This window comes from Shewanella schlegeliana (assembly GCF_016765635.1).
GTDB classification, from domain to species: Bacteria; Pseudomonadota; Gammaproteobacteria; order Enterobacterales; family Shewanellaceae; genus Shewanella; species Shewanella schlegeliana.
Window position 1 is genome coordinate 327,592 of the sequence record NZ_JAESVD010000003.1, and the last position, 13,041, is coordinate 340,632.

Sequence of the window (13,041 nt, forward strand, 5' to 3'; positions counted from 1 at the left end):
ACAAAAAAGCCACTTAAGTAAAAAACTTAAATGGCTTTTAACCTAAAAGGCTGTCGATTAAGACTTAACGCGCTCGACGTGTCCGCCTAATCCCTTGAACTTATCTTCAATATGCTCATAACCACGGTCTAAGTGGTAGATACGATCAACGATCGTCGTGCCGTCGGCCACAAGGCCTGCAATCACAAGGCTTGCTGACGCACGTAAATCCGTTGCCATCACTTGGGCACCATTAAGCTTTTCAATACCGTGAATAATACAGGTATTGCCTTCAAGCTCCATAGTTGCGCCCATACGGCTAAGCTCAGGTACATGCATGAAACGATTCTCGAAAATGGTTTCGGTAATCGTAGCCGTGCCCTCTGCTAGTGCGTTTAGCACACAGAACTGCGCCTGCATATCGGTTGGGAAGCCTGGATAAGCCACGGTCTTAATATTAACCGCTTTAGGACGCTTGCCCTGCATATCTAGCTCAATCCAATCATCACCCGTTGTGATGTTGGCGCCAGCATCTTCAAGCTTAGCTAATACCGCTTCAAGCGACTTAGGATCTGCTTTAGTACAACGAATTTTACCCCGTGTCACGGCAGCCGCCACTAAGAAGCTACCGGTTTCGATGCGATCAGGCATCACTTGGTAGTCACAGCCTTGTAGTGACTCTACACCTTGGATACGCACGGTATCGGTACCTGCACCTTCAATCTTAGCGCCCATAGCGATCAAACAGTTTGCTAGATCGACAACTTCAGGCTCACGGGCGGCATTTTCGATGATGGTTTCACCGTCGGCCAATGCTGCAGCCATTAGCAAGTTTTCTGTCGCGCCAACGCTGATCATATCCATAAAGATATGGGCGCCTTTCAAACGGCCGTCAACACGGGCTTTGATATAGCCTTCTTTAACCTCAATCTTAGCGCCCATCTGCTCGAGACCTTGCAGATGCAAGTTAACTGGACGTGCGCCAATTGCACAACCACCCGGCAGAGATACATCGGCCGTGCCGTAGCGTGCAAGTAGAGGACCTAGAATCAGAATCGATGCGCGCATGGTTTTAACCAACTCATAAGGCGCACAGAACTCATTAAGGTTAGTGGTAGAGATACATACCTTATCTGTGCCCGAACGGGTCACTTCAGCGCCCAAGCAGCGCAGTAGTTCACAGCTGGTATTCACATCTCTTAAGTTTGGTACGTTCGAAACATTGAAATCAGTCTCGGCTAACACACCTGCCATCAAAATAGGCAAGGCAGCGTTTTTAGCGCCAGAGATAACCACGTTTCCAGCAAGTGCACCACTTGCTTCAATTTTTAATTTATCCACTTTAACTCTCTAAAATCCGCGATTACATATTAAAGATTTTTTCACGCTTCCATTGTGTTGGCGTGAAAGCATTAATCGTAATAGCGTGTAGCTCACCGCTAGTGATGTGAGCCATTAATGGGCCGTAAATTGTCTGCTGCTGCTTCACTCGTCCCATACCGTCAAAGCATTCACCTACAGCGATAATCTTGTAGTGTGTCCCCTCTTGAGTCACTTTAACTTCCTCTAAAGAAAGCGCGTCTAAAAGGATGGTTTCTATCTCTTTACATTCCATGGAACTGTTCACCTTACTTAGCTTCTTCAATAAAGAAGTCGTTTAAATCGTATAATAAAATAAATTTCTTAAGCTGCTCTGAAGGCGATATTAACTTTAACGTCGCCCCTTTGGTGGCAAATATACTGACTAACTCCAGTAAAAATGCCACGCCAGCACTGTCGCAATATTCAATACCAGAGAGCTGCAAAAATGCGGTATCTGGATCTAAAATACTGCTACGCCCATTCCATAGACTGAGCACCGCATCCTGATCTAACCGACCCGATACGCTGCAATAAATCCCTTGCTGTGTAAATGTGGCCACTAGCTCTTTTTCTCGTTAGCGTTCAAGTCAATATGTTGTTCTGTCTTCTCTTTCAGCAAGTTAATCACTGATTCTATCCCTTGCTGACGCACAAGGTTGGTGATCTCTGATTGCTTCGATGATAACAAGCTAACGCCTTCGGCAATTAAGTCAAATGCTTTCCAAGTGCCATCTTTTAAGCGACGCGCCTTGAACTGCAACTTAATCGCAGGGCGCCCCTGCTCGACAACCTGAATATTGACGCTGACAAACTTCTCACCGGCAAAGTCTTCGGCTCTGCCGTATTCTACAGTTTGGTCGGTATATTCGGTAAATGCCTGGGCATAAGTCGAAATCAGATAGCCTTTAAATGCTTCAACAAAGCGCTCGCGCTGGTCTTTAGTGGTATCCCGTAGATACTGACCTAATACCTTATAAGAGGCATACTTATAATCAACATAAGGCATCAACTCTTCGGTCACGATCACCTTTAAGTGATCGGGGTCGGCTGCAATCAGCTTCTCATCTTGATGAAAGCGGGCAAAGGTCTTGTTAGCAACCTCTTCAACCATAGTAAAGGGGTTACTCTGGTCGATATCAGTACTTGCGGCAGCCTGAGCCCCAACACTAAGCAGTGCCATCATGGCTAACATTACGCTGCGATAAAAACCTTTAAACATCTTAAAATACTCCAACTACTTATCCTAAAAGGCTAATCCTTTTTGCCCATGCTATAGAGGAACTGGCCAATCAACTCTTCCAGTACCAACGCCGAATGAGTATCTTCAATACGATCGCCATCAACTAATAGCTCAATATCATCATCCATAAAACCTGGGGTTAGCCCCAAAAACTGCTCGCCTAGCAAACCTGAAGTTAAAATTGACAGAGTGCTGGTCTCAGGAAAATCCTGATAACGCTTATCCATTGAAAGTGTCACTACAGGCACTAATTTTTTAGGATCGAGATCAATGGCACTGACGCGACCAACCACAACACCACCGACTTTCACTGGCGAACGCACCTTAAGGCCGCCGATGTTGTTAAACTTGGCATACAGGGTATAACTGCTATCACCGGATTTAACCTCAACATTGGCAACGTTAAACACCAGCACTAGAAAGGCTGCCAATCCGGACAATAAAAATAGACCGACTAGAATCTCAATTTTCCTTGTCAACATAACTCATTTACCACTCTATTCAATAAATCTAAACAATAATTAACGACTAGATAACTCTCTCAATCGTCATATCAACTACTGACCAAACATTATCGCCGTCAACAGGAAATCAAGCGCTAAAACCGCCAGGCTAGACTGGACCACGGTCTGAGTTGTCGCTCGACTAATCCCCTCGGGGTTAGGAATAACATGATAACCACGGTAAAGCGCTATCCATGTCACTACCACCGCAAACAATAAGCTCTTAATCATGCAGTTAACAATATCTTCTCGCCACTCAACTGATGCCTGAAGAATCGACCAGAAGCTACCGCTATCAATACCTTTCCACTCAACACCGACTATGTGTCCGCCATAAATCCCCACAGCAGTAAACATCAATGCCAATAGTGGCAAGCTGATGACGCCAGCCCAAAATCGAGGCGCAATAATCTGTCTCAGCGGGTCAATCGCCATCATCTCAAGACTCGATAGCTGCTCGGTGCTTTTCATTAGACCAAGCTCTGCCGTTAACGCTGAGCCCGCTCGACCTGCGAATAATAGCGCCGTCACCACGGGACCAAGCTCTCGTAATAAGCTTAGAGCAACCATGGGACCTAGGCTCTCTTCAGTACCAAAGCCCACTAAAATATTATAGCCCTGCAACGCCAGCACCATGCCGATAAACAGGCCTGAAACTAAGATAATTACCATCGACTGCACGCCCACCACATATAGCTGCTTTAGTAGCAATGGCGTCCCTTTTCGAAATCGAGGGCGGTGCATTATTGCGCCCCACAGCATCAGTCCGGCTTTTCCTAGCCCTATCACCAACTCGATAGCAGCCCGACCTAATCGAGCGATTTGATCAATCAAGTTCACGAAGTAGTTCCTTCTTATAATCTTCTGCCGGGTAATGGAACGGTACCGGACCGTCTGGCTCACCACCAATAAACTGTCTTAATTTTAGATCTTCAGACAAACGCAGCTCTTCGGGGGTGCCGTGAGCGATAATGCGTTTGTCGGCTAAGACATAAACGTAATCAGCAATTCCCAGCACTTCAGACACATCGTGAGAAACCACGACAGAGGTGAGATTAAGCGCATCGGACAGTTCACGAATAAGCTTAACCAACACCCCCATAGAGATAGGATCCTGCCCGGCAAATGGCTCATCGTAAAGCACCATCTCAGGCTCTAATGCGATAGCTCTGGCTAAGGCTGCACGGCGCTGCATACCGCCCGATAACTCCGAAGGCATCAATTGCGCAGCCCCTCTTAGGCCTACGGCTTCGAGTTTCATCAAGACGATACGGCGAATGATCGCTTCGGGCAGGCCAGAATGCTCTCTGAGCGCGAAGGCGACATTATCGAACACATTCATGTCGGTAAACAGTGCGCCACTTTGAAACAGCATACTCATGCGCTTACGCAGGGCAAAAAGTTCACTGCGACTGCACTTATGCACATCGACACCGTCGAACGTGACAGAGCCACTATCGGGGATTAATTGGCCACCAATCAGTTTAAGCAGGGTTGTTTTTCCGATACCACTTGGCCCCATAATGGCTGTAACTTTCCCCTTGGGGATCGACAGGGTCACGTCCTCAAAAATGACATGCGTGCCGCGGCTAAACGCCATATTTTTAGTTTCGACCAATGTTTTGGGGAGTTGAGTCATGCAAGAGCCCTGCATCTAAATTATGGAAACTTCCATTTTCCGTACCGGAAAGGGAGAAATTGTACGTAATTGACCAAAGAGGCACAACCAAATCGATACTATCTCACCTCAATACTTTCATTTTAATTCAATTACAGCGAAAATAAGCGGCTAGATCCCAACATACTAAGAATCGATGCTATTTAATATTTTTCTGTTAGTCGCAGGCTTAAGCGCACTAGTCTGGAGTGCCGACAAATTTGTTTATGGTGCAGCGGCTTTTGCCCGCAATCTTGGCTTACCGCCAATGTTAATCGGTTTAACGATTGTTGCTATGGGTAGCTCAGCCCCCGAAATGTTTGTTGCTGCAACCGCATCACTCGATGGCATGACAGATACCGCTATCGGTAATGTTCTGGGTTCTAATATCGCAAATATCACATTGATCTTAGGAATAACCGCGTTACTCGGAGCGATCTCAGTCAGTTCGCAAACCCTTAAACGCGAAATTCCAATGATGCTGGTCGCCACAGTAATTGTAGGTTACTTCCTGCATGACGGATTTTTAACGCGCATTGAAGGCGTCACCCTGTTGGTGATGTTTTTTGGCTTAATGGGCTACCTAATTTGGCATGCATTGACCAATAAGAATCGCGATGCCTTGGCACAAGATGCTGAAGAAGAAATCCCTGCCGATGTCCCTACGGCAAAAGCGATTTTATGGCTGGTTGTCGGCATGGTATTATTGCCTCTATCGGCAGACTGGATGGTACAAGGCGCGGTTGGGATCGCCAAGGCGTATCATCTATCGGATCTGGTTATCGGCCTGACCATTATTGCTGTGGGTACCAGTTTACCAGAGCTTGCCGCTTGTGTTGCCGGCGTCTTAAAAAAAGAAGACGATCTTGCTATCGGTAACATAGTTGGTTCAAACTTATTCAATATTTTAGCAGTACTTGCTATACCAGGTATCATAGCGCCGGGCGCCGTAGATGCCGCAGCGAGTACTCGTGATTTTTATATGGTGCTAGCAACAAGCAGTGCACTTGCAATACTGATCTTATTAACGGGACGCGCCAAACAGCTAAAACCATGGCATGGCGTAGTACTACTTATTACATTTATCGCATACCAAGCGTTACTTTTCCTATCTTAATCCTAGGTGCGATACGTTAAGCAGCAATTTAAAGAGAGACCAAGAAATGGTAGATGAACATCAACTACGCCAATGGGGTACCAAGGTCATCGATATCGAGAAACAAGCACTCGATAATCTGTATCAGTACGTCGACTCTTCAGAATTTGCCCAAGCTTGCCAATTAATCTTGCAATGTACTGGTAAAGTCATCGTGATGGGCATGGGCAAGTCTGGCCATATCGGCAACAAGATTTCAGCCACATTAGCCAGTACAGGTACACCTGCGTTTTTCGTCCATCCAGGCGAAGCCAGCCACGGCGACCTTGGCGTGTTGAGTGAAAACGATATCGTGCTAGCAATCTCCAACTCAGGCGAATCGAGCGAGATCTTAACCTTGATGCCTGTTATTAAACGCATGGGGCTGCCCATGATCTCGGTAACGGGTAAGCCCGATTCCAATATGGCAAAGCTTGCTCAGCTACACCTCTGCATCGAAGTGCCAGAAGAAGCATGTCCATTAGGGCTGGCCCCAACCTCAAGCACCACTGCAACCTTAGTCATGGGCGATGCCCTAGCCGTTGCACTGCTGCAGGCTCGCGGCTTCACCCAAGATGACTTTGCACTGTCTCATCCTGGCGGCAGCCTAGGCCGTAAACTGTTATTAAAAGTCAGCGATGTGATGCATAAAGGCGTTGAACTACCGAGCGTGCAAGATGATATCTGCATCACCGAGGCGCTATATGAGATCTCTAAAAAAGGCTTAGGTATGACGGCTGTAGTCGACAGCAACAATACATTGGTCGGGATCTTCACCGACGGCGATCTACGCCGCGTTATTGATGCCGAAGTCAATTTGCGAACCACGCCAATTGCCGATGTGATGACCAAAGGTTGCGTCACGATTACCGATAACGTATTGGCGGCAGAAGCACTAAAAGTCATGGACACAAAAAGTATCAATGGCTTAATAGTGATTAACGACAAGCAGCAACCTGTTGGCGCATTAAACATGCTAGATATGGTTAAAGCGGGAGTAATTTAACATGTCTCACCAAGGTTTCTACGGCCCAATTAGTGACTCTGTTTGGCAGGCTGCCAGTAAAATCAAATTGCTTATCTGCGATGTGGATGGCGTATTTTCTGATGGTCTGGTTTACATGAGCAACAGCGGTGAAGAGCTAAAAACCTTCCATACCCGTGATGGCTATGGTGTGCGCTCTGTACTCACTAGCGGTATTCATGTGGCGATTATCACTGGCCGTAAATCACAAATCGTTGAAGACAGATTTACCGCCCTTGGCGTCACACATATCTATCAAGGGGTCGACAATAAGCTGGCTCCCTATAATGAGCTACTCGCACTTTATAATGTCACTCCAGAAGAAGTCGCCTATATTGGAGATGATATGGTGGACTTACCTGTCATGCAAAAGGTGGGTCTATCCGTCTGTGTAGCAGACGGTCACCCATACGTGAAACAGCACGCCAAGATGACGACCCATATTAAAGGTGGTCACGGTGCTCTGCGTGAGCTGACTGATCTACTATTGTTAAGCCAAGACAAGTTTGACTCGGCCCATGGGATGAGTATATGAACCGCGTTACCCTAGCGATTATCGCCTTTTTTGGCACTGCACTTCTGCTCTACTGGCAAGTGCAGTCTAAAAAGAGTGAACAAGAGCTGGATATCGATATGAGTCAGCGACCCGATTATATTATCGATGACCTACGCAGCGTCCAATATAACGAGTTAGGTCTAATCAACAGTAAAGTTTCAGCTAAACACATGGAGCATTTCGATAGCGTCAGCATGACCTATTTTACTGAGCCTGTGTACCTTATCTACCCCGATGACGGCCAAGCCCAATGGCGCCTTCGGAGTGAGAAAGGTAGCCTAAATAAAGTCACTGGCAAGGTAACTTTAGAAAACAATGTTATTATCGACTCTATCAGTCCTGAAGAGCCGATTCAGACGTTAACTACAAGCTATTTAGAGCTTGATCTAAATACGATGATCATGACCTCTGACGAAGTAATCCACGTCACAGGCAACGAATTTGTCATTCAAGGATTAGGCTTGTACGCCGATCTGAATGCTCAGAGCGTTAAACTGGTTAGCCAAGTAGAAGGCATCTACGAAGCTAAATAACGCTCTATTACATGAACACTTTTGCACTCGCGCTAACAATCGCTTTAGCTGAGTAGAAGGACGCTATGAAATACAATCAATCTATCCTTGCAGGCCTATTTTGTCTGTTGAGTTTCAGCTCTGTAGCTAAAGTCGATGACCTGCTGCAAGAAGTGAAAATTGCCGCCGCAAGTCAAGAAGCCGATATCAAGAATAATCAGGTTATCTTCTTTGGCCCAGTAGAGGTCACTCAAGGCTCAATTAAGATGAATGCCGACGAACTACGTGTATTCTCCAAAGCAGACAAAAGCGGTAAGACACTAGTCGCGACTGGCAATCCAGCAACTTACACTCAGATGATGGAAGATGGTCGCCCAGCAACCGCTAGCGCCAAAGAGATCCGCTACGAGCTTGCAACCCGCACACTGACCTTAGTGGGTGAAGCAACCCTTGAGCAAGACGGCAGTCAAGTTACTGGTAATCTCATCAAATACAACATCGGCTTACAGCAGCTTATTGCAGAAAGTACTGGCAAGGGCGATGACAGAGTTATCACTATTATTCAGCCTGAAACCTATCAGGAAGAGAAGCCTAGTACGCCAGTGAAGAAGCAGGAACAGCAATGACTCAAATTACCTTAAAAGCTGAGAATCTTGCTAAAAGCTACAAGAATCGAGCCGTAGTGCAAGATGTCAGCCTAACCGTAAAAACAGGACAGATTGTAGGCCTACTCGGCCCCAATGGTGCAGGTAAAACCACCACTTTCTATATGGTGGTGGGTCTAGTACAAAGCGATAAAGGTAAGATTTTCATCGATAACGATGATCTTACTCTCGATCCTATGCATCTTCGCGCCCGCAAAGGTATTGGCTACTTACCACAGGAAGCCAGTATTTTCAGAAAGCTTTCTGTTCGTGACAATATCATGGCGGTATTACAGACCCGCAAAGATATCAATAATGAGCAACGTGAAGAGCAGCTAGAACACTTACTTGAAGAGTTCCACATCACTCACATTCGCGACAGTCAAGGTATGGCATTATCGGGCGGTGAGCGACGCCGAGTCGAGATTGCTCGAGCACTCGCAGCGAATCCAAAGTTCATTTTATTAGATGAGCCATTCGCAGGTGTCGACCCGATATCTGTAATTGATATTAAAAAAATTATTGAACAACTTAAGAGCCGTGGCTTGGGTGTACTGATCACTGACCACAATGTGCGTGAAACATTGGATGTGTGTGAGCATGCTTATATCGTGAGTCACGGAAACCTCATTGCCGAAGGTACGCCAGCTGAAATCTTGGACAACCAGCAAGTTAGGGCTGTGTACTTAGGTGAGCAATTCAGGCTATAGTTAATTAATACAGCGGAAGTCAAAACCCAAAACATAGAATTCATTTCTAAATAAAATCATAGTGTTGTGTTTTTAGGCTTCCTTCGCCAAACCAGCGAGCTTTAACGTTTAACTACAGTGTAGGGAATAGCGGTAAGATGAAAGCGTCACTTCAGCTCAAAATGGGTCAACAGCTCACAATGACTCCTCAGTTACAGCAGGCCATTCGCCTGTTGCAACTGTCTTCTCTAGAGCTGCAACAAGAGATCCAACAAGCATTAGAGTCTAATCCGCTATTGGAATTAGATGAAGAGCAGTCAGACGGTGATATCGACGGCAATGAAGACCAGTCATCGAGCGATTCTAATAACGATCTTAATCAAGATAGCGCCAGCGTTGAAACATCTGATGCATTGACACAAGACTCCATGCCAGACGAACTGCCTATGGATACCACATGGGATGAAGTCTACACAGTCTCGTCAAACTCCAGCTCCGGTGTTAGCCGTGAAGATGATATGCCATTTCAAGGTGAAACCAGTGAAGGCCTATACGAACATCTTGAATGGCAAAAAAACCTCACACCATTTTCTGACAACGATCTCGCTATCGCCACCGCAATTATCGATGCGATAGATGAGCGTGGATATCTAACCCAGAGCTGTGAGGAGATCCTCGAAGCCATGGGCGATCCAGAAACCGAACTGGATGAGGTTGAAGCCGTTTTAAAACGCGTACAACATTTTGATCCTATCGGTGTTGCAGCACGTAATTTAAGTGAATGTTTACTGATCCAACTGGCACAGTACACTGCCGATACGCCGCATATTGATAACGCTAGATTACTGATCAAAGATTACTTAGATCTGATTGCGGGACGCGACTTTAGACAGCTAATGCGCAAGACGAAGCTCAAAGAAGACGATCTACGAGACGCAATAGCACTGATCCAGACGCTCAATCCAAGACCTGGGCTGGCAATCGCTCGCAGCAAAGACGAGTACGTGATCCCCGATGTCTCTGTCAGCAAGAAGAAAGGCCGCTGGGTGGTTGAGCTTAACCCAGACTATATGCCTAAGATCAATGTCAATCAGCACTATGCCTCTATGGCACGTAGCACGACAAATCAGGCCGATGGACAATTTATTCGAGGTCACCTGCAAGAAGCTAAATGGTTTATCAAGAGTCTCGAAAGCCGTAACGACACCTTGTTAAAAGTGACCAACTGTATCGTTAAATTCCAACAAGGATTTTTCGAGTACGGTGAAGAAGCCATGAAGCCGATGGTGTTAAATGATATTGCTGAAGCCGTTGAAATGCATGAGTCGACCATTTCACGCGTAACAACACAGAAGTATATGCACACCCCAAGAGGTATCTTTGAACTCAAGTACTTCTTCTCTAGCCATGTTGGTACTGACGATGGTGGAGAGTGCTCATCGACCGCAATCAGAGCGTTTATTAAGAAGTTAGTCGCAGCTGAGAACCAGAAGAAACCATTGAGTGATAGCAAAATGGCGCAACTTTTGGCAGAACAAGGGATTAAAGTTGCTAGACGTACGATCGCGAAATATCGCGAAGCAATGCTGATCCCCCCCTCAAACCAACGTAAGAGTTTATAACTCAAAATTAGGCACTTGGAGGATCGTTATATGCAAATCAACGTGACAGGACATCATCTAGAAATTACTGATTCACTTCGGGGTTATGTGGAAGAGAAATTCACAAAGCTTGAACGACATTTCGATCAGATCAATAATGTGCAGGTTATTTTGAACGTAGTAAAAACGCAGCAAATTGCCGAAGCAAAAATCCACCTAAAAAAGGGTGAAGTATTTGCCACTTCGGAACATGCCGATATGTATGCTGCGATAGACTCCCTGATCGATAAACTAGATCGTCAGGTTATTAAACACAAAGAGAAACTAACTAAACACTAACGATGGAACTAAGTACCATCCTGCAGCCGGAATGCACCACCTGTGCCACTCCGGGCAGTAAGAAAAAGGTATTGGAGCTAATCAGTGATATTGCCGCTGTCCAATACCCTACCCTTTCTTCACAAGAGATTTTTGAAAGTCTATTGGCGAGAGAAAAGATGGGTAGCACGGGTATAGGTAATGGTATAGCTATTCCACACGGAAGGCTGGCAAATATTGAACGTCCAGTTGCGGTATTGATTAAATGTGAAGTTCCTATCGCATTTGACGCTATCGATAAGCAACCTGTAGATATTCTATTTGCGCTGTTAGTCCCATCTGATCAGTGTGAGCAGCATTTAGCAACACTGTCATCGATGGCTGAGAAACTCAACGATAAAGTAGTTCTGAAGCAATTGAGAAAGACCAGTAACGAGTCTGAACTATACCAAGTCATTACCCAGTAGCATCTTACTCGGGTCTTTAAATTAGTCGAATTACTCAGATGAAACTCTGATGATTTAAAGACCTAAGTAATTATTACAGCAATATTATTTATTTTTCATTACCCACTCAAATTCTTGCTTTCAGCCTTAAAAAAGTTAATCCTTACACTTGTGCAATATAATCATATAAAAACTAACATTCGTTTAAACTCTATCAGGTAATCATACGATGAAGCTTGTTTTAGTCTCAGGACGTTCCGGTTCAGGTAAGTCTGTTCTATTAAGAATGCTCGAAGATCTCGGCTATTATTGTGTCGATAATCTGCCTCTGCCTATGATGGGCACATTGCTCAAAGAGCTTTCGAGCAACACTAAGCTGGTCGCTATTAGTGTCGATATTCGTAACCTACCAGAGAAAGAGAGTGAACTGACCAAGCACCTGACCTTTCTACCTGAAGGGGTAGAGTTACTCAGTTTCTTCCTTAACTCCAGCGATGAAGTGCTGCTTAAACGCTATAACGAGACACGTCGTCTGCACCCTTTGTCTCACGATAACATATCACTTAAAGAGGCTATCGAATTAGAAGGTCGCTTACTCAAACCGTTAGCCAATATCGTCGATCACTATATCGATACCTCTAACCTCAATATCTACGACCTTAACGATCAGGTACGTGAGATCTTACTCGGCAATGTTGATAAACAACTGATGATCAACTTTGAGTCATTTGGTTTTAAACATGGCATGCCAACAGAAGCCGACTTTATGTTTGATGTGCGCTTTTTACCCAACCCACACTGGGAACCGGATCTGCGCCCGATGACGGGTCTCGATAAGCCAGTGCAAGACTTCTTGAATGAACGCCCAAGAGTCAATCAGTTTATTAAGCAGATAGAAGAGATGCTCGAGAATTGGCTGCCTGATTTAGAGCGTAATAACCGCAGCTACCTCACCATCGCCATCGGCTGTACTGGTGGGCAACACCGCTCTGTGTATATCACCGAGCGCCTCGCCGCGCACTTCAAAGGGGGCAAACACAATGTAAAAGCCCGTCACCGCGAGCTTAAAAATGCCGACCATTAAACGTGAAGTCACTATCTGTAATAAATTAGGTCTTCATGCCCGAGCAGCCACAAAACTTGTGGTGCTCGCCTCAGAATTTGACGCTGAAATCACTATTATTCAGGGAGAGAAGCAAGCCTCAGCAACCAGTGTACTAGGCTTATTAATGTTAGAAACCGGAATGGGCAAAACAGTACAGCTAGTGGCTACCGGAGTCGATGCCCAAACGGCACTTGAGGCCATCTGCCAATTGATTGATGCCAAATTTGACGAAGATAATTAATTCGTAATTTTCCTGTTTGATTTCCTATG

At 45.5% G+C, this 13,041-nt stretch carries 18 protein-coding genes; 11 read left to right on the forward strand and 7 right to left on the reverse strand.

From position 1 onward, the window contains the following. Positions 1–57: 57 nt before the first annotated feature. The 7 genes from murA to mlaF form a co-directional block, all read right to left on the reverse strand. Positions 58–1,320 (reverse strand): UDP-N-acetylglucosamine 1-carboxyvinyltransferase, encoded by a 1,263-nt coding sequence (gene murA, locus JMA39_RS06855; protein ID WP_202721084.1) that lies wholly within the window; start codon positions 1,318–1,320, stop codon positions 58–60. A 22-nt stretch (positions 1,321–1,342) separates the two neighbouring features. Next, positions 1,343–1,594, reverse strand: coding sequence for a BolA family protein (locus JMA39_RS06860; RefSeq protein WP_202721085.1), 252 nt, complete (start codon positions 1,592–1,594; stop codon positions 1,343–1,345). A 13-nt stretch (positions 1,595–1,607) separates the two neighbouring features. Then, entirely contained in the window at positions 1,608–1,901 is a 294-nt protein-coding gene (locus tag JMA39_RS06865; protein ID WP_202721086.1) for an STAS domain-containing protein, read from the reverse strand. Continuing rightward, positions 1,901–2,560, reverse strand: coding sequence for an MlaC/ttg2D family ABC transporter substrate-binding protein (locus tag JMA39_RS06870; protein ID WP_202721087.1), 660 nt, complete (start codon positions 2,558–2,560; stop codon positions 1,901–1,903). The genes JMA39_RS06865 and JMA39_RS06870 overlap by 1 nt, the downstream gene beginning before the upstream one ends. Positions 2,561–2,592: 32 nt before the next feature. Further along, positions 2,593–3,063, reverse strand: a complete 471-nt coding sequence (gene mlaD, locus JMA39_RS06875; protein WP_202721088.1) for an outer membrane lipid asymmetry maintenance protein MlaD — start codon at positions 3,061–3,063, stop codon at positions 2,593–2,595. Between the two features lie 75 nt (positions 3,064–3,138). Next, a complete protein-coding gene (gene mlaE, locus JMA39_RS06880) occupies positions 3,139–3,924 on the reverse strand; it encodes a lipid asymmetry maintenance ABC transporter permease subunit MlaE (protein ID WP_202721089.1) in 786 nt (261 codons plus the stop codon). Continuing rightward, positions 3,911–4,723 carry a phospholipid ABC transporter ATP-binding protein MlaF gene (gene mlaF / locus JMA39_RS06885; protein WP_202721090.1) on the reverse strand — a complete coding sequence of 271 codons (813 nt, stop codon included), beginning with the start codon at positions 4,721–4,723 and terminating at the stop codon, positions 3,911–3,913. The genes mlaE and mlaF overlap by 14 nt, the downstream gene beginning before the upstream one ends. A 175-nt stretch (positions 4,724–4,898) precedes the next feature. On the opposite strand from mlaF, the gene JMA39_RS06890 reads away from it, so the two are divergent. The 11 genes from JMA39_RS06890 (at position 4,899) to JMA39_RS06940 (ending at position 13,012) form a co-directional block, all read left to right on the forward strand. Then, positions 4,899–5,858: a calcium/sodium antiporter gene (locus tag JMA39_RS06890; protein ID WP_202721091.1), complete on the forward strand. Its 960-nt coding sequence runs from the start codon at positions 4,899–4,901 to the stop codon at positions 5,856–5,858. Between the two features lie 46 nt (positions 5,859–5,904). After that, entirely contained in the window at positions 5,905–6,882 is a 978-nt protein-coding gene (locus JMA39_RS06895) for a KpsF/GutQ family sugar-phosphate isomerase (protein WP_202721092.1), read from the forward strand. A 1-nt stretch (position 6,883) separates the two neighbouring features. After that, positions 6,884–7,435, forward strand: coding sequence for a 3-deoxy-manno-octulosonate-8-phosphatase KdsC (kdsC, locus tag JMA39_RS06900; protein ID WP_202721093.1), 552 nt, complete (start codon positions 6,884–6,886; stop codon positions 7,433–7,435). Continuing rightward, on the forward strand, positions 7,432–7,989 hold the full coding sequence (lptC, locus tag JMA39_RS06905; protein ID WP_202721094.1) for an LPS export ABC transporter periplasmic protein LptC: 558 nt from the start codon (positions 7,432–7,434) through the stop codon (positions 7,987–7,989). Before kdsC ends, lptC begins: the two co-directional genes overlap by 4 nt. A 65-nt stretch (positions 7,990–8,054) precedes the next feature. Continuing rightward, positions 8,055–8,594 carry a lipopolysaccharide transport periplasmic protein LptA gene (lptA, locus tag JMA39_RS06910; RefSeq protein WP_202721095.1) on the forward strand — a complete coding sequence of 180 codons (540 nt, stop codon included), beginning with the start codon at positions 8,055–8,057 and terminating at the stop codon, positions 8,592–8,594. After that, a complete protein-coding gene (lptB, locus tag JMA39_RS06915; protein ID WP_202721096.1) occupies positions 8,591–9,322 on the forward strand; it encodes an LPS export ABC transporter ATP-binding protein in 732 nt (243 codons plus the stop codon). Before lptA ends, lptB begins: the two co-directional genes overlap by 4 nt. A 137-nt stretch (positions 9,323–9,459) precedes the next feature. Next, complete coding sequence (locus JMA39_RS06920; RefSeq protein ID WP_202721097.1) at positions 9,460–10,923, forward strand: RNA polymerase factor sigma-54; 1,464 nt, start codon at positions 9,460–9,462, stop codon at positions 10,921–10,923. Between the two features lie 30 nt (positions 10,924–10,953). After that, complete coding sequence (gene hpf / locus JMA39_RS06925; RefSeq protein WP_202721098.1) at positions 10,954–11,241, forward strand: ribosome hibernation promoting factor; 288 nt, start codon at positions 10,954–10,956, stop codon at positions 11,239–11,241. A gap of 2 nt (positions 11,242–11,243) precedes the next feature. Continuing rightward, positions 11,244–11,687, forward strand: coding sequence for a PTS IIA-like nitrogen regulatory protein PtsN (ptsN, locus tag JMA39_RS06930; protein WP_202721099.1), 444 nt, complete (start codon positions 11,244–11,246; stop codon positions 11,685–11,687). Positions 11,688–11,895: 208 nt separating this feature from the next. Continuing rightward, entirely contained in the window at positions 11,896–12,750 is an 855-nt protein-coding gene (gene rapZ, locus JMA39_RS06935; protein ID WP_202721100.1) for an RNase adapter RapZ, read from the forward strand. After that, entirely contained in the window at positions 12,737–13,012 is a 276-nt protein-coding gene (locus tag JMA39_RS06940) for an HPr family phosphocarrier protein (protein WP_202721101.1), read from the forward strand. Before rapZ ends, JMA39_RS06940 begins: the two co-directional genes overlap by 14 nt. Positions 13,013–13,041: the final 29 nt, after the last annotated feature.